Genomic DNA, 16,846 nt, shown 5'->3' with positions numbered 1-16,846 from the left:
GGGGGCGTTGTGGGTGTGCAGGTTTTGGCGAGGCGCACCGCGGAACTGGCTTTGCCATCCCTCTTGGGGGGAAGACGCGAAGCGGCGCAGGGGGGTCATTCGATACCTCGGTTGATGTCGAGTTGGTGTTGCTTGACCTTGCCGAGCAGCTTGTGCAGTTGGTCGAGGTCTCGCGGAGCAAGACCATCGAAGGCTTCGACGATCCACTGCTCGTGTTGCGTGGCCATGTGTTCGAAGGCGCTGCGGCCCTCGGGCGTGAGTCGCACCAGAAAGGCCCGGCGGTCGCCTTCCACGGCCATGCGTTCGACCAGGCCCTCGGCCACCAGCTGGTCGGTGATGCCGGTGACGTTGCCGCCGGTGACCATGAGCCGGTGCGACAGCTCTTTCATCTTCAGCCCCTCGGGGTGGCGTTCCAGCTGGGCCATGAGGTCAAAGCGCGGCAGCGTGGTGTCGAACTGTTCGCGCAGGCCGGTGCGCACCCGTTTTTCAATCAGCTGTGAGCAGGTGAGCAGGCGCAACCACAGCCGCAGTTCGTGGGCGTGTTCGCTGTGGGCACGGGCTTCCAGGTCGAGGGTGGGGTCGGCGTTCATGCGGCCTCCGCTGGGTCTGGTCTGTTGGGGCCCGCCTGCAGGCTTTGCTGGCGGGCGATCTCGCGGTAGAGCTGGTCGCGCCCGCTCTCGTAGGGGCGCGGCCAGTCAATGGCGCGGGTCTGGAGCTTGGCCGCCTCATGGAGGGTCCAGGCCGGGTTGGCCAGGTGCGGCCGGGCCACCGCGCACAGGTCAGCACGGCCTGCGCCGATGATGCTGTTGGCGTGGTCGGCTTCCGAAATGGCACCGACCGCCATGGTCAATATGCCGGCTTCGTTGCGCACCCGGTCGGCAAAGGGCGTCTGGTACATGCGGCCGTACACCGGCTTGGCCTGGCGGGTGGTTTGCCCGGACGACACGTCGATCACGTCGCAGCCTGCGGCCTTGAACAGGCGGGCCATGGCCACCGCATCGTCGTCGGTGTTGCCGCCGGGTGCCCAGTCGTGCGCCGAGATGCGCACGCTCATGGGTTTGTCGGCCGGCCACGCGGCGCGCATGGCGCTGAACACTTCCAGTGGGTAGCGGCAGCGGTTTTCCAGCGAGCCGCCGTAGGCATCGGTGCGCTGGTTGCTCAGCGGGCAGATGAAGGCCGAGAGCAGGTAGCCGTGCGCAGCGTGCAGCTCCAGCCAGTCAAAGCCCGCAGCTGCGGCGCGTTGGGTGGATGCCACGAACGCAGCGGTCATCGCGTCCATGTCGGTGCGGGTCATGGCCTTGGGCACCTGGTTTTGTTCGCCATAGGGCACGGCGCTGGCCGAGAGCAGCGGCCAGTTGCCGTGTGCCAAAGGCTCGTCAATGGCCTCCCAGCCCAGCTGGGTCGATCCCTTGGGGCCGCTGTGGCCGATCTGGATGCCGATTTTGGCGCTGCTCTGCTGGTGCGCAAAGTCCACGATGCGCTGAAAGGCGGCTTGCTGTGCGTCGTTCCACAACCCGGGGCAACCCGGGGTGATGCGGCCCTCCGGCGTCGGGCTGGTCATCTCCACCATCACCAGCGCCGCGCCACCCACAGCGCGCGCGCCCAGGTGCATCAGGTGCCAGTCGCCCACCACGCCGTCTTGTGCCTTGTACTGCGCCATGGGCGAGACGACGATGCGGTTTTTCAGTTCCACGCTGCGCACCTTCAGCGGCAGCAACATGGGCGGTGTGGGGTGCTTTTTGGGTGCGGTGCCGGGCCGGGCTTGTGCTTCCAGCCAGCGCTCGTAGCCTTCCAGCCATTTTGGATCGCGCAGGCGCAGGTTTTCGTGGCTGATGCGCTGGCTGCGCGTGAGCAGCGAGTAGCTGAACTGCTCAACGTCCATGCCGGTGTAGCGGTCCACGTTTTCAAACCATTCGGTGGAATTGCGCGCCGCATTTTGGATTTTCAGCACCTCCACGCTGCGGCGCGCTTCGTAGCCCCGTAACACGGCGGCCATGTCAGCGCCCGCGTGCTTCGTGAACTCGTCGGCCAGGTCGATCGCGTCTTCCAGCGCCAGCTTGGTGCCGCTGCCGATGGAGAAGTGGGCGGTGTGGGCGGCGTCGCCCATGAGCACGATGGGGGTCTGTTTCCCTGCGATGTCCTGCCAGTGCACCCAGGTGTTGCAGATCACGCGCGGAAACCGGATCCAGTTGGCCGAGCCGCGCAGGTGCTTGGCGTTGCTGATGAGCGCATTCCCGTCCAGGTAGGTCGCGAACAGCTTTTCGCAAAAGGCCACGCCGTCTTCCTGGCTCATGTCTTCAAGGCCGTGTGCCTTCCAGACGTGCTCGGGCGTCTCGACGATGAAGGTCGAGGTGTCGTCGTCGAACTTGTAGGCGTGCGCCTGGAACCAGCCGTGTTCGGTCTGTTCGAAGGCGAAGGTGAACGCGTCGAAGGTCTTCTTCGTGCCGAGCCACACGAAACGGCACAGGCGCGTGTCGATGTCGGGCTGGAAGGTGCTTTCGTAGCGCGTGCGGATGCGGCTGTTCAGGCCGTCGCTGGCGATCACGATGTCGGCGTTGTACTGCTGCGCGAGTGCCTGGTCATCGGTCACATCGGTTTCAAAAACGAGCTGAACACCCAGCGCCAGGCAGCGTTCCTGCAGGATGTTGAGCAGGCGCTTGCGGCCGATGCCGATGAAGCCGTGGCCGGTGGAGCGCACCCGGCCACCCTTGTAAAACACCTCGATGTCGTCCCAGTGGTTGAACGCGTCGGCCATTTGCTGGGCCGATTCCGGGTCGGCCTTTTTCAGGTTCTGCAGCGTCTGGTCGGAAAACACCACGCCCCAGCCAAAGGTGTCAAACGGGCGGTTGCGCTCGACCACGGTGACCGTGAGCGAGGGGTCGCGCCGTTTCATCAGCAACGCAAAGTACAGACCCGCCGGGCCGCCACCGATGCACAGGATGCGCCGCAGCGCTGAAATGGAGGTGTTCATGTCTAATTAGTTTAGACATGAAACAAATGCCGCCAATCGGGAAAACCCTGCTCAACTGCTTCTGTTCGATGTGCCTGGGGTTTTGCTGCGCAGCAGCGGCAAACGAAGCCGCATTGATCCAACCCGTGTGTGTTGGCTGGCTTTGATGCAAGAATGGGTTTTTAGACCAAGGAGAACAACATGTCTTTGTACCGATTCAAATCGCGTGAAACCGGCGACCTGGTGATGTTGGAACCCACTGGTGAGCGCGTGCTGGAGATCCTGGGTAAAGACCCCAGCGGTCCCGGCATCATCTTGCCCGAGCAGATGGCGCCAGCCGTGCAAGCCCTGCGCGACGCGGTGGAGCACGAAGAGGCAGAGCAAAAACGCCTGAAGGAAGAGGCCGCAGCCAAAGGCGATGTGCCCCCCGAATTCGACGTGGTGAGCCTGCGCCTGCGCTGCGCGCCGTTCATCGAGATGCTGCAGCGCTGCGAGCAGGCCGGGGTCGAAATCGTCTGGGGCGTGTAGCGCCCTTCCGCGGTGCGGGCGTCAGTCCACCCGCGCGCCCGACGCCTTCACCACCGGCGCCCATTTGGCTATTTCAGCCGCAATCAGGCCGCTGAAAGCCTGAGGCGTGTCGCCGCTGGGAATGGCGCCCTGGGCGGTCAGTCGCTCTTTGATGGCGGGCACATTCAGGGCCTTGGCCACCGCTTGCTGAATGCGGTTCACGGTGTCGGCTGGCGTACCCGCTGGCGCCAGCAGGCCAAACCAGGAACTCGCTTCAAAACCCGCCAACCCGGCGGCCTCGGCCACCGTGGGCAAGTCGGGCAAGGCGGCCGAGCGCACCGCGCTGGTCACGGCAAACGCCTTCAAGCTGCCCGACTGGATGTGCGGCATGGCGGAGGGCAGGTTGTCAAACATCACGTCGGTGTTGCCCGCCAGCATGTCGCTCATGGCAGGGCCCGAGCCCCGGTAGGGGATGTGGGTCATGAAGATGCCGGTGCGCGCTTTGAACAGCTCGCCCGCCAGGTGAATCGACGTGCCGTTGCCGCTGGACGCCATGTTCAGCTTGCCCGGGTTGGCTTTCGCGTAACGGATGAAGTCGGCCACGGTGTTGATGCCCAGCGCTTGCGCCCGTTTGGCGTTCATCACCATCACGTTGGGCACCGCGGCCACCAGGGTGATCGGCGCAAAGTCTTTTTGCGGGTCGTAAGGCAGGCTGGCGTAAAGCGACTTGTTGATACCGTGGGTGCCCACCGTGCCCATCAGCAAGGTGTAGCCGTCGCCGGCCGACTTCGCCACCATGTCGGCCCCAATGTTGCCGCCCGCACCGCCCCGGTTGTCGACCACGAAGCTCTGCCCAAAGGCCTTGCTCAGTTCGGGCGACAGCGCGCGGGCAAGCAGGTCGGTGGTGCCACCGGGCGCAAAGGGCACCACGATGCGCACCGGTTTGCTGGGCCAGGCTGCCTGAGCGGCTACGCTGCCATTCCAGCCCAGGCCGGCGATCATGGCCGCCATTGCCAGCACGCTGGCGCGTCGTGTGGTGCTGGGACGAGATGGGGATGTGTTCATGCGGGTCTCCATGTGGGGTGTCGGTGTGTGTCCGCAGTGCCCGTTTGCCCGTCATGCCATGCGGGGCAGCCCGGACTGCAACCTGGGAGGCCCAAGGCCCCCTCGAGTCAGTTTACGGTGGACCCGCGACAGGGTGGCGCCCTTGTGTGACACCCCCCCCCATGAAAAAGCCGCCCGAAGGCGGCTTGTGGGGCAGAGCAACCCCACCCGCAAGGGGCATGGGTTGCTGCCGGGGGTCCGCTTAGTCTGCGAACTGGCCGGCTGCGTCAATAACGGATTTCAGCTTCGTGATCTCAGCCGCCACGAAAGCCTTGTGACCAGCGGGCGTCACGCGGGCGTCGTTGGCCACCAGTGCGCCCAGCGCTTCCTGGCGCTTGATGAATTCGGGGTCTTTCAGTGCCACCAGCAACGCATCGTTGATCTTCTTGGTCACGGCCGCTGGCGTGCCCTTGGGCGCGTACATGCCGTGCCAGATGGTCAGGTTGAAGCCTTTCAGGCCCATCTCTTGCAGCGATGGGTAGTCTTTGAGCAGTTTGTGGCCCGACAGCGGCTTGGCCGTGGTCACCGCAAACGCCTTCACGCGACCGCCTTCAATCTGGCTGGTGGTGTTGGTGGTCTGGTCGCACATCACGTCCACCTGGCCGCCGATCAGATCGTTCATGGCCGGGCCGGTGCCACGGTAGGCAATGGTGGTCATGGACTTGTCCAGCTTGACAGCCGATTGCCACATCAGACCGCACAGGTGCGAGGCCGAACCCAGGCCCGCGTGGGCCAGGTTGAGCTTGCCACCATTGGCGCGGATGTAGGCTTCAAAATCGCGGTAGGTATTGGCTGGCAGCTTGGGCGAGCCCAGCAGCGTCATGGGCACATCGTTGATCATGCCCAGGTACTCAAAGTCTTCCAGCGGCTTGTAGGGCAGCTTGCGGTACAGGCCGGCGGTGGCGGCCATGCCAATGTGCCAGACCAGCAGCGTGTGACCATCGGGTGCCGCGCGGGCCACTTTGGTGGCGCCAATGGTGCCTCCTGCGCCGGCCGCGTTTTCCACCACAATGCTGACCCCGCCCAGCGGCTTGCGCATGGCTTCGGCCAATTGGCGGGCCACCAGGTCGGTGGGGCCGCCTGCGGCAAAAGGCACCACGATGGTGATGGGTTTCGCTGGAAATTCTTGGGCGAAAACGCTCACCGACACGGCAGCCGTCAAGGCCAGAGCAAAGATCTTTTTCATGCAGATGTTCCTGAAAGGTTGGTCACAGGACTATGTTAGCCCTTCAAAACCATCAGGAAATCGCGGTAAATACTTAGCCGGGAATGAGGGGAAACCCTGATTCATCCCCCATTGGTGTGTCTGTCGTGCGCCTACTGGTAGCTGCGCGCGTCTTCAATCACCTTGCCGTCGTTCGGCAGGGTGCCCGGGCTGACCACTTGCACTGTGCCGCGCAGCTTGGTGACATCCCGCATGGCCGCCTCAATTTGTGCGCCCAGTCCATCCAGGGCTTCGGCCGCCTCCACCTGAAGACACATGGAGTCGTTGGCCATTTCACCGCTGACCACTAAGCGGGCCTTGCCCACCTGCGGGAAGCGCCGCGCAATGTCGGCCACCTGCGAGGGGTGCACGAACATGCCTTTGATCTTGGTGGTCTGGTCGGCGCGGCCCATCCAGCCTTTGATGCGCGGCGCGGTGCGCCCGGTGGGGCAGGTGCCGGGCAAGATGGCAGAAAGGTCACCGGTGCCGAAGCGGATCAGTGGGTACGCGGGGTTGAGCGTGGTCACCACCAGCTCGCCCACCTCGCCCTCGGGCACGGGGTCGCCGGTGCCCGGGCGCACAATTTCCACCATCACGCCTTCTTCGAGCACCAGGCCTTGGCGCGCGCTGGTCTCGTAAGCTACCAGGCCCAGGTCGGCTGTGGCGTAGGTCTGGTACACGTCCACACCTTGTTCCTTGAACCAGGCCGTCAGGCTGGGCGGACAGGCTTCACCGCCCACCGACGCCTTGGTCAGGCATGCGATGTTGGCGCCGGCTTCCTTGGCCTTTTCGAGCAAGATGCGCAGAAAGCTGGGTGTGCCGGTGTAGCCGTTGGGTTTGAGGTCCAGCACGGCTTCGAGCTGCTGTTCGGTCTGGCCGGTGCCGGCCGGAAACACGGTGCAGCCCACCGCGTGTGCGCCCGCTTCCAGAATGAAAGCGCCCGGCGTCATGTGGTAGCTGAAGCTGTTGTGCACCAGCTCACCCGAGCGAAAACCCGCCGCGTACAAAGCCCGCCCAGTGCGCCAGTAATCGGCCGTGTGGCCTTCGGGTTCATAGATGGGGCCTGGGCTGGCAAAAATGCGGGACATGCGGGGCCCGCGCACCAGCGCTGAAAAACCACCAAATGCATCGCCGCCCGCAGCGCGCAGGGCTTTCTGGCGATCCAGCAGCTCGCTTTTGCGCGTGACGGGCAGCTGCGCCAGCGCAGCGCGGCTGTTCACCGTGGATGCGTCCACACCGCGAAGAATCTCGGCCATGGCCGCGCTGTTCGCCTGAGCGTGTGCGATCTGGGTCGGCAGCGCCGCCATTTGCGCTGCTTCACGCTCAGCCGGCGAACGGGTTTCCAGAGCGTCAAAAAAATCGGTCATATTCAAAACCACAAAAGGTGGGGTAGAGCTATCTCAAACCAAGAGCGTCACAGAAAGGGCTTAACCGGACAGCTGCAATGCCTTAAACCAAGAACGCCGCAGAACCGGCTTCGCCGGGCCGCCAGCGTTGCCCCCTTGAGGGGGTGACGCTGGCGGTTAAGCCAACCAGCGCTTGCGCCGTTTGTAGCTCTTCACGTCTTTGAACGACTTGCGCTCGCCGCCGCCCATGCCCAGGTAAAACTCTTTCACGTCTTCGTTGTTGCGCAGGTCAGAAGCCAGCCCGTCCATCACGATGCGGCCGCTTTCCATGATGTAGCCGTAGTCGGCGTACTTCAGCGCCATGTTGGTGTTTTGCTCGGCGATCAGGAAGGTCACCTTTTCTTTGGTGTTGAGGTCTTTCACGATCTCGAACACCTCTTCCACGATTTGCGGCGCCAGGCCCATGGACGGCTCGTCAAGCAGCATCACGCTCGGGTTGGTCATGAGCGCACGGCCAATGGCGCACATCTGCTGCTCGCCGCCCGAGGTGTAGGCCGCCTGGCTGGTGCGGCGTGTTTTCAGGCGCGGGAAATAGTTGTAAACCTTCTCCAGGTTGCGCGCGATCTCCGCCTTGTCGGTGCGGGTGTAAGAGCCCGTCATCAGGTTTTCTTCAATGGTCAGGTGGGCAAAGCAGTGCCGGCCTTCCATGACCTGCACCACGCCCCGGTTCACCAGATCGGCCGGCGTGAGGTTTTCAATGCGCTCGCCGCGCAGCTCAATGCTGCCCTTGGTGACCTCGCCGCGCTCGGCTTTGAGCAGGTTGGAGATGGCGCGCAGCGTGGTGGTTTTGCCGGCGCCGTTGCCGCCCAGCACCGCCGCGATTTTGCCTTCGGGCACGTTGAGCGAAACGCCCTTGAGCACCAGGATCACGTGGTTGTAGATGACCTCGATGCCATTGACGTTGAGTACGGATTTGGTGGGTTCCATGTGCATTTTCCTTTGACCAATCGACAAGGCTGCGGTGCAGCCCTGTCGGCTGGCGGCCCGCGAGGGCCGCGCCCTGCCCGGGGCGGGCAGGGCAGGGGTCCTATCAGGACTGGCAGTCGGCCGGGGTGCGGCGCGTCAGCTTCTTCTCGGCGGCGTAGGCGTCAGCGGCCTTTTTCACCATCGGCTTCAGGAGCTGCTCATCGGCCTGGTACCAGTCGCTGCTGAAGTTCCACTTGGCGCCATCCCACGTGTGGATGCGGGCCCAGTTGGCGCCCATGTGGTCTTGGCACGAGGTGGACACGGGACGCAGCACGCCCTTGAAGCCCAGCGCGTCCAGTTTGGCCTGGGTCAGGTTCAGGTTTTCAAAACCCCAGCGAGCCTGCTCGGGAGAAATCCACTTGCCCTTGCCGTACTTCTCTTGCGCCTGGCGCACACCTTCCACGGCAAACATCGCGCTGATCAGACCGCGCATGTAAAGCACTTCGCCCACTTCGTCTTTGGGACCGGTGCCCTGGCCCTTGTCGTGCAGTTTGGCCAGGATCTCCTTGGCAATGGCCGAACCTTTTTCGGTGCCGTGCTGCATGGTGATGGCGTTGTAGCCCTTGGCGCCCATGCCCACGTCTTTCACGTCAGGCTCGGCACCAGCCCACCACACGCCGTAGATTTTCTCTCGTGGGTAGCCTGTGGCCTGTGCTTCCTTCAACAGGGTGGAGTTCATCACGCCCCAGCCCCAGTTGATGACGTAGTCGGGGCGGTCGCGTCGGATCTGCAGCCAGGTGGATTTTTGCTCCACACCAGGGTGCGTCACGGGCAGCAGGCTGAGCTGGAAGCCGTGCATCGCAGCGCGCTCTTGCAGCACCGGAATAGGCTCTTTACCGAACGGGCTGTCGTGGTACACCAGCGCAATTTTCTTGCCCTTGAGCTTGTCGAGGCCGCCTTCTTTCTTGCCGATGTGCTGGATGATCACGTCTGCGGCCACCCAATAGGTGCCGGCAATCGGGAAGTTCCACTTGAACACGCCACCGTCGGCCGACTCACTGCGGCCGTAGCCAGCGGTGATCAGCGGGATCTTGTCGATGGGCGCTTTTTCGGTCAGGGCAAACGTGATGCCGGTGGACAGCGGCTGGAACACCGTGGCGCCGCCGTTTTTGCCTTTCAGGCGCTCGTAGCACTCCACGCCGCGGTCGGTGGCGTAGCCGGTTTCGCATTCTTCAAACGACACTTTCACGCCGTTGATACCACCGCGCGCGTTGGTGAGCTTGAGGTAGTCGGCGTAGCCGTTGGCAAAGGGCACGCCGTTGGGCGCGTAGGCACCCGTGCGGTACACCAGCGAGGGGAAGAACTGTTCCTTGGCCTGCGCCATGGCGGACGGCGCTACCAGCGCGGCCGACATGCCCATGCAGGCCACAGATGCAGAAAGAACCAGATTGCGAAGTTTCATCACGCTTGTCTCCTAAGAAAAATCAAACACACACACAAAGCACAGTGACCTGTCAGTTCAACGCGTTTGCGGCCGAAGCGCATCGGGAATGACCCCATCGGGATTCACCCCCATACGCCAGGCTCGCCAGCCCGTTGACGTCAGTGCGGGAACGGCCACAACCGCAACTTCTGTTTCGCCACGCTCCACAACTTGGCCAGGCCGTGGGGCTCAACGATGAGGAACCACACGATCAGCGCGCCGAACACCATGAATTCGGTGTGCGAGATCGCGGCCGTGGAAATCGACATTCCCAGCAACCCACCCGCCCAAGGCAGGAACTGGTTCAGGAAAATGGGCAGGATCACGATGAACGCCGCGCCAAAGAAGCTGCCCATGATGGAGCCCATGCCGCCGATGATCACCATGAAGAGCAACTGGAACGACCGGTCAATGGAGAAAGCAGCCGGCTCCCAAGAACCCAGGTGGACAAAACCCCACAGGCCACCGGCCACGCCGATGATGAAAGAGCTGACCGCAAACGCGCTGAGCTTCGCGTACATGGGACGAATACCGATCACCGCAGCCGCCACGTCCATGTCGCGGATGGCCATCCACTCGCGGCCAATGGCCGAGCGAACCAGATTTTTCGCGAGCAAGCCAAACACCACCAGAAAGGCCAGGCAGAACAGGTATTTTTCGACCGGGGTGTCGATGCGCCAGCCCAGCACACTCAAGTTGGACACCGAAACCGAGCCTGACGCGGTGTTGTTGGTGAACCAACCGATGCGCAGGAAGGCCCAGTCACAGAAGAACTGAGCGGCCAGCGTGGCCACCGCCAGATACAAGCCCTTCACCCGCAAGCTGGGAATACCAAAGAACATGCCCACCAGCGTGGCAAAGAAACCACCAGCGAGCAGCGCCACGATCAGTGGCATGCCGTCAATGCGGATGTAGGTGTTGTAGGCCATGTAGGCGCCCACCGCCATGAATGCGCCCGAGCCCAGCGAAATCTGGCCGCAATACCCCACCAGAATGTTTACCCCCAGCGCAGCCAGCGCCAGGATCAGGAACGGGATCAGGATAGCGCGGAACATGTATTCGTCGACCAGGAACGGCACGCCGATGAAGGCAAAGGCGATGAGCGCCAGAATGGCCCAGCGGTCTTGCGCGATCGGGAAGATCTGCTGGTCGGCGCGGTACGAGGTCTTGAACTGACCGTTTTCACGATAGAACATGGTGTGAACCCTTTCTGTATTTTTGTTGTGGGGTCAGACGCGGTCGATGATCTTCTCGCCGAACAAGCCCTGGGGCCGGAACAACAGGAACACCAGCGCCAGTACGTACGCAAACCAGATCTCGATGCCACCGCCCACATAAGGGCCCAGGTAGACCTCGGAGAGCTTTTCGCCCACACCGATGATCAGGCCACCGATGATGGCGCCGGGCACCGACGTGAGGCCGCCCAAAATGATGACGGGCAGGGCACGCAGGGCGACCGTGGTGAGCGAAAACTGCACCCCCATCTTGGAGCCCCAGATGATGCCGGCCACCAGCGCGGTGATGCCGGCCACAAACCACACGATGACCCAGATGCGGTTGAGCGGAATGCCGATGGATTGCGCTGCCTGGTGGTCGTCTGCCACAGCGCGCAAAGCACGGCCCGTGCCGGTCTTCTGGAAGAAGAGCGACAGAACCACCACCAGCAGGGCGGCGACACAAGCCGCATAAACATCTTCCAGGTTCACCAGCACGCCACCTTCAAACGTGCCTTCGAGCAGGAAGATTGGGTCTTTGGGCATGCCCACGTCGATCTGGTAAATGTCGCTGCCAAAGATGGTCTGGCCCAGACCATCGATGAAGTAGGTGATACCCAGCGTGGCCATCAGCAGCGTCACACCTTCCTGGTTCACCAGGTGGCGCAGCACAAACCGCTCAATCAGCCAGGCCAGCACAAACATGCAGGCAGCCGCCACAGCGAACGCCAGTACATTGCCGAGAAACTTGTTGTCCAGCCCCAGCCACTGCGGAATCCATTCGGAGAATCGGGCCATGGCCAGCGCCGCAAACAGCACCATGGCGCCTTGGGCGAAGTTGAAGACGCCCGAGGCTTTGTAGATCAGTACAAAGCCCAACGCGACCAGTGAATACAGCATGCCGGCCATCAGGCCGCCCAGCAGTGCTTCTAAAAAGAATGCCATCTTGTTGTCTCCGTGTTCAGTGGCTCGTACCGAGGTACGCGCTGATGACTTCTTCGTTGCTGCGCACCTCTTCCGGGGTGCCGTCACCGATCTTCTTGCCGTAGTCGAGCACCACGACGCGGTCAGAAATGTCCATCACCACACCCATGTCGTGTTCGATCAGCACGATGGTGGTGCCGAACTCGTCGTTCACGTCCAGGATGAAGCGGCTCATGTCCTGCTTCTCTTCCATGTTCATGCCGGCCATGGGCTCGTCCAGCAGCAGCACCTTGGGCTCCATGGCCAGCGCACGGCCCAAGTCGACCCGTTTTTGCAGACCGTAGGGCAGTTGGCCCACCGGCGTTTTGCGAAAGGCCTGAATTTCCAGGAAGTCGATGATCTGTTCGACGTATTCGCGGTGCTCTTCTTCTTCGCGCTGCGCTGGGCCAATGCGCAGCGCCTGCAGAAACAGGTTGCTTTTGATGCGCAGGTTGCGCCCGGTCATGATGTTGTCGATCACGCTCATGCCCTTGAACAGAGCCAGGTTCTGGAACGTGCGGGCAATGCCCATCTCGGCCACCTGGCGGCTGTTCATGTGCTTGAAGGTCTGGTCGCGAAAGCTGATGCTGCCTTCTTGCGGCGTGTAGACGCCGTTGATGCAGTTGAGCATGGAGCTTTTGCCGGCGCCGTTGGGGCCGATGATGGCGCGCACTTCGTGTTCCTTCACATTGAAGGAAATGTCGGTCAGCGCCTTCACGCCACCAAAGCGCAGGCTGATGTTCTGGACGTCGAGAATGACGTCGCCGATTTTTTTGGTCATTTGACCCCCACGCTTGTCATTTCATGTACGGCGCTTCCCCCCGAGGGGGTCTGCACAACTTGGAGCGGTCCGGCGTTGTTCATGCTGCGGCTTTCACAGGGGCAAAGGTCTTGGCGTCGCTCACCTTCAGCGTGGCGCTCACGCTGCCGGTGCGGCCGTCTTCAAACTTCACCTGGGTTTCGATGTATTGCTCGGTCTTGCCGCCGTACAGCGCGTCGATCAACACGTTGTACTTGTCTGCAATGAAGCCGCGGCGAACCTTGTTGGTGCGGGTGAGTTCACCGTCGTCGGCGTCCAGTTCTTTGTGCAGCACCAGGAAGCGGCTGATCTGGCTGCCAGCGAGCAACTCGTCGCGGCTCAGGTCGGCGTTGACCTTTTCCACGCAGTCGCGAATCAGTTCGTACACCTCGGGCTTCTGGGCCAGGTCGGTGTAACCGGCGTAGGGCAGGTTGCGGCGTTCGGCCCAGTTGCCCACGGCTTCCATGTCGATGTTGACCATGATGCACACCTTTTCGCGCTGGTCGCCGTAGGCCACGGCTTCCTTGATGTACGAGAAGAACTTGAGCTTGTTCTCTACGTACTTGGGCGCAAACATGGCGTTGTCAAACGTACCGCCCTTGATGCGGCCCACGTCTTTCACGCGGTCGATGATCTTCAGGTGACCCGACGCGTCAATGAAGCCCGCGTCGCTGGTGTGGTACCAGCCGTCGGCGGTGAGCACCTCGGCCGTGGCGGCCGGGTTTTTGTAGTATTCCTTCAGCAAGCCGGGCGATTTCACCAAAATCTCACCGGTCTCGCTCAGCTTGATCTCCACGCCTTCGCAGGGCACACCCACCGTGTCGGCGTGGGCCTCGTGGTCGGGTTGCAGGCACACAAACACCGCCGTTTCGGTGGAGCCGTAGAGCTGCTTCAGGTTGATGCCGATGGAGCGGTAGAAACTGAACAGGTCGGGGCCAATGGCCTCGCCAGCCGTGTAGGCCACGCGCACCCGGCTCATGCCCAGGCTGTTGCGCAACGGGCCGTACACAAAAATATTGCCCAGCGCGTATTTCACCGAATCAACCAGGCCCACGGGTTTGCCGTCGAGCTTGTCGGGGCCCACGCGGCGGGCCACGTCCATGAAGGTGTGGAACATTTTGCGTTTGAGGGCGCCCGCATCCTCCATGCGGATCATCACCGTGGTGAGCAAGCCTTCAAACACCCGCGGTGGCGCGAAGTAGTAGGTGGGGCCGACTTCTTTCAGGTCGATGGTGACGGTGGCGCCCGACTCGGGGCAGTTCACCACGTAGCCGGCCACCAGCCACTGTGCGTAGCTGAAGATGTTTTGGCCGATCCAGGCGGGTGGCAGGTAAGCCAGCACCTCGTCTTTTTCGGTGAGCTTGTCAAAGCGCGTGCCCACCGCGGCGCGGTCGATCAGCGTGTTGTGCGTGTGCACCACGCCCTTGGGGTTGCCGGTGGTGCCGCTGGTGAAAAACATGGCCGCCACGTCGTCGGGCTGGGCCATGTCCACCTGTTCGCGAAACAGCTCGGGGTGGATCTTGGCGTAGGCCATGCCGGCAGCCACCAGTTCTTCCAGGGCGCCCAGACCGGGTTCGTCGTACTTGCGCAGGCCGCGCGGGTCGTCGTAGTACACATGCGAAAGCTGTGGGCAGCGGTCGCGGATCTCCAGCATCTTGTCGACCTGCTCCTGGTCTTCCACCACAGCAAACCGGATGTCGGCGTTGTTGATGGGGAACACGCATTCGGCGCCCACTGCATCCTGGTACAGCGGCACCGGAATGGCGCCAATGGCCTGCGCGGCCAGCATGGTGGCGTACAGGCGGGGGCGGTTGGCACCAATCACCACCATATGCTCGCCCCGCTGCAAGCCGGCCTGGTGCAGGCCGCAGGCAATGGCTTCCACCAGCTTGGCCATGGCCGCCCAGGAGGTGGTTTGCCAGATGCCGTATTCCTTTTCGCGCATGGCGGGTGCGTCGGGGCGGCGCTGGGCGTGTTCCAGCAGCAGCCTGGGGAAAGTGTTTTGCATGGCAACGTCTCCTGGTGTCCGGGGACCTGTCCAGAGCACCTCTGGATCGATTCGGTCGCACCGCGTTCAAGTCAATCTGGAGCGGATGTTAGGCCGATGTTTGACGTTATGTTGTCGGTACGACGACAATCAATGGGTCATCCCCCTTGGGACTTTCCCTTAGTGCCGTCGAACATCCAGGTCTGCGCCATGTCATTTTTCCCCTCCGGTCGCCAAGGCTCTGTGCTGCGTGAGCGGGCCCGTCCGCCCACCGAAGCCGAGCTGGCGCAAATCCCCTGGTTACCCAGTCTGGGCCCTGCCGAGCGCGAACGTGCAGTGGAAAGCCTGGTGGTGACCGAAGCACTGGCTGGCGACTACATCATCCGCTTCGGGCGTTCGGCCACCTTTTGGTTTGGCCTGGTGGACGGCCTGCTGAAAATGAACAACGACGAGTCGCAGGGCTTCGCCATCACCTTCACCGGCCTGGCGCCGGGTGGCTGGTTTGGCGAAGGCACCGTGCTCAAGCGCGAGCCCTACCGCTACAACGTGCAAGCGCTGCGCAAATCTCTTGTGGCCGGGGTGCCGGTGGACACTTTCCACTGGCTGCTGGACCACTCCATCGGCTTCAACCGCTTCGTCATGCTGCAGCTCAACGAGCGCTTGGGCCAGTTCATCGCCGCCCGTGAAATTGACCGCATCAACAACCCCGACCTGCGTGTCGCCCGCAACCTGGCCTCCCTGTTTCACCCGCTGCTCTCGCCCAACGTGGATGGCATTTTGCGCATCACGCAGCAAGAGCTGGCTTACCTCGTGGGGCTGTCGCGCCAGCGGGTCAACGAAGCCTTGTCCACGCTGTCGGCCAAGGGCTGGATACGCGTGGAATACGGCGGCCTGCGCGTGCTCGACCTGGCCGCGCTGCGTTCGGGCGAGCTGGAGCCGGGTTAAGCGTCTTTCTCCTGCGCAATTCCTTTTTCATTCACCCATTCATCTGGGATGATCCCCCCCATGACGACCGACAAACCTGCCCGCACCCTTAAGCTCAACCCGGGCGCTGCCCCCAAGCCGCCCGGTGACCCCTATGCCCCGCGCCGCGCGCCCGTGCGCCCACCTGGCCCGGCCCGCGCCAAAAGCGTGTCCGCGTCCGCGCCCAAGCCCCCCCGTGCAGCGCCCGAGCGAGCCGGCGGCCCGCGCGGTGCGCCCCCGCCCGACCGGCGCGAGCGCAGCTGGGAAGAGCGCAACGATGGTCGTCAAGGCCCCCGCCCAGACATGCGGCAAGACCCACGCGGCCGAGCCGAGCAACCCAATGCCTATGGGCGCCCGCCGGCTGGCCCGCGCGGTGACGAGCGCGGCTGGAGCGAACGCCCCAACCCCCGCCAGGGTGACCGCCCCGGCCGCAGCGACCCCTATGGCAACCCGCGCGATCCGCGCGACGCACCCTACGGCGACCGCGCTGCGCGTGGCCCGTCCAACGCACCGCGTCCGGTGCAGCCGCACCGGCCCGACCTTGCCCGTGTGGGCAACGTGCGCGGTGAAATCCGCCTGAACAAACGCATGGCCGACCTCGGCCTGTGCTCGCGCCGCGAGGCCGACGAATGGATTGCCCGCGGCTGGGTGCTGGTCAACGGCGAACCCGCCGTCATGGGTATGCCCGTGGCGCCCGACGCCAAGGTCGACGTGTTGCCCCAGGCCCGCCACCAGCAAGCCGGGCAAGTCACCATCTTGCTGCACAAGCCCATGGGCTACGTGAGCGGGCAGCCCGAAGACGGCCACGAAGCCGCCGCCACCCTCATTGGCGCGCCCAGTCAGTGGCGCGGCGATGCCCGCCACCCCGCCGACAGCCGCCGCTTCGCCCCCGAGCACACCCGCGGCCTGGCGCCCTGCGGCCGGCTCGACATCGACTCCGTGGGCCTGCTCGTGCTCACGCAAGACGGCCGCGTGGCCCGCACCCTCATTGGTGAAAACAGCGGCATTGAAAAGGAGTACCTGGTGCGCGTGCACTATGCGCCCAACGGCCCGCAAGGCGCTGGCGTCGTCACGCAAAGCGTGCAAGCCGCCTTTCCGGCCGACAAGCTGGCTCTGCTGCGCCACGGCCTGAGCCTGGACGACCAACCGCTGAAACCCGCACAAGTGAACTGGATGAACCCCGAGCAACTGTGCTTCATCCTCACCGAAGGCAAAAAACGCCAGATCCGCCGCATGTGCGAACAGGTGGGCCTGCATGTGGTGGGCCTCAAGCGCATCCGCATTGGTAACGTGGTGCTGGGGAATTTGCCGGTGGGGCAGTGGCGGTATCTGGGGGCGGGGGAGTCGTTTGCTTAGTCCG

14 protein-coding genes are annotated in these 16,846 nt (G+C 63.3%); 3 read left to right on the top strand and 11 right to left on the bottom strand.

Translation table 11 applies throughout. The features are described 5' to 3' along the window. Positions 1 to 95: 95 nt before the first annotated feature. Positions 96 to 590 (bottom strand): MarR family winged helix-turn-helix transcriptional regulator, encoded by a 495-nt coding sequence (locus tag AC4QBL_RS15145; protein WP_472901599.1) that lies wholly within the window; start codon positions 588 to 590, stop codon positions 96 to 98. Next, a complete protein-coding gene (locus AC4QBL_RS15140) occupies positions 587 to 2,971 on the bottom strand; it encodes a bifunctional salicylyl-CoA 5-hydroxylase/oxidoreductase (protein WP_472901600.1) in 2,385 nt (794 codons plus the stop codon). The genes AC4QBL_RS15145 and AC4QBL_RS15140 overlap by 4 nt, the downstream gene beginning before the upstream one ends. A 180-nt stretch (positions 2,972 to 3,151) precedes the next feature. Here AC4QBL_RS15140 and AC4QBL_RS15135 point away from each other — a divergent pair, with 180 nt between their 5' ends. Continuing rightward, positions 3,152 to 3,478 carry a DUF1840 domain-containing protein gene (locus tag AC4QBL_RS15135; protein WP_472901601.1) on the top strand — a complete coding sequence of 109 codons (327 nt, stop codon included), beginning with the start codon at positions 3,152 to 3,154 and terminating at the stop codon, positions 3,476 to 3,478. 21 nt (positions 3,479 to 3,499) lie between these two features. Here AC4QBL_RS15135 and AC4QBL_RS15130 read toward each other — a convergent pair whose 3' ends face one another. The 9 genes from AC4QBL_RS15130 to AC4QBL_RS15090 form a co-directional block, all read right to left on the bottom strand. Beyond that, the gene (locus AC4QBL_RS15130) at positions 3,500 to 4,522 is read right to left on the bottom strand and encodes a Bug family tripartite tricarboxylate transporter substrate binding protein (protein WP_472901602.1); all 1,023 of its coding nucleotides are present in this window, start codon (positions 4,520 to 4,522) and stop codon (positions 3,500 to 3,502) included. Positions 4,523 to 4,763: 241 nt separating this feature from the next. Continuing rightward, on the bottom strand, positions 4,764 to 5,747 hold the full coding sequence (locus tag AC4QBL_RS15125) for a tripartite tricarboxylate transporter substrate-binding protein (protein ID WP_472901603.1): 984 nt from the start codon (positions 5,745 to 5,747) through the stop codon (positions 4,764 to 4,766). Positions 5,748 to 5,878: 131 nt separating this feature from the next. Continuing rightward, positions 5,879 to 7,132: a phenylacetate--CoA ligase family protein gene (locus AC4QBL_RS15120; RefSeq protein ID WP_472901604.1), complete on the bottom strand. Its 1,254-nt coding sequence runs from the start codon at positions 7,130 to 7,132 to the stop codon at positions 5,879 to 5,881. Positions 7,133 to 7,288: 156 nt separating this feature from the next. Further along, positions 7,289 to 8,098: an ABC transporter ATP-binding protein gene (locus tag AC4QBL_RS15115; RefSeq protein WP_304834910.1), complete on the bottom strand. Its 810-nt coding sequence runs from the start codon at positions 8,096 to 8,098 to the stop codon at positions 7,289 to 7,291. Positions 8,099 to 8,201: 103 nt separating this feature from the next. Further along, complete coding sequence (locus AC4QBL_RS15110) at positions 8,202 to 9,539, bottom strand: ABC transporter substrate-binding protein (RefSeq protein ID WP_304834908.1); 1,338 nt, start codon at positions 9,537 to 9,539, stop codon at positions 8,202 to 8,204. A gap of 140 nt (positions 9,540 to 9,679) precedes the next feature. After that, positions 9,680 to 10,756, bottom strand: coding sequence for a branched-chain amino acid ABC transporter permease (locus AC4QBL_RS15105; protein ID WP_304834907.1), 1,077 nt, complete (start codon positions 10,754 to 10,756; stop codon positions 9,680 to 9,682). 33 nt (positions 10,757 to 10,789) lie between these two features. Then, complete coding sequence (locus tag AC4QBL_RS15100) at positions 10,790 to 11,719, bottom strand: branched-chain amino acid ABC transporter permease (RefSeq protein WP_472901605.1); 930 nt, start codon at positions 11,717 to 11,719, stop codon at positions 10,790 to 10,792. 16 nt (positions 11,720 to 11,735) lie between these two features. Then, positions 11,736 to 12,518, bottom strand: coding sequence for an ABC transporter ATP-binding protein (locus AC4QBL_RS15095; RefSeq protein WP_472908110.1), 783 nt, complete (start codon positions 12,516 to 12,518; stop codon positions 11,736 to 11,738). A 79-nt stretch (positions 12,519 to 12,597) separates the two neighbouring features. Further along, positions 12,598 to 14,544 (bottom strand): AMP-dependent synthetase/ligase, encoded by a 1,947-nt coding sequence (locus AC4QBL_RS15090; RefSeq protein ID WP_472908111.1) that lies wholly within the window; start codon positions 14,542 to 14,544, stop codon positions 12,598 to 12,600. A 189-nt stretch (positions 14,545 to 14,733) separates the two neighbouring features. On the opposite strand from AC4QBL_RS15090, the gene AC4QBL_RS15085 reads away from it, so the two are divergent. Both AC4QBL_RS15085 and AC4QBL_RS15080 read left to right on the top strand, forming a co-directional pair. Further along, positions 14,734 to 15,468, top strand: coding sequence for a Crp/Fnr family transcriptional regulator (locus tag AC4QBL_RS15085; protein WP_472908112.1), 735 nt, complete (start codon positions 14,734 to 14,736; stop codon positions 15,466 to 15,468). Positions 15,469 to 15,528: 60 nt separating this feature from the next. Beyond that, positions 15,529 to 16,842, top strand: a complete 1,314-nt coding sequence (locus AC4QBL_RS15080; protein WP_472908113.1) for a pseudouridine synthase — start codon at positions 15,529 to 15,531, stop codon at positions 16,840 to 16,842. Positions 16,843 to 16,846 lie beyond the last annotated feature (4 nt).

This window comes from Hydrogenophaga sp. L99 (assembly GCF_058731905.1).
Note: the sequence above shows the minus strand (reverse complement) of the source record. Positions and strands in the feature narration are given on the sequence as shown.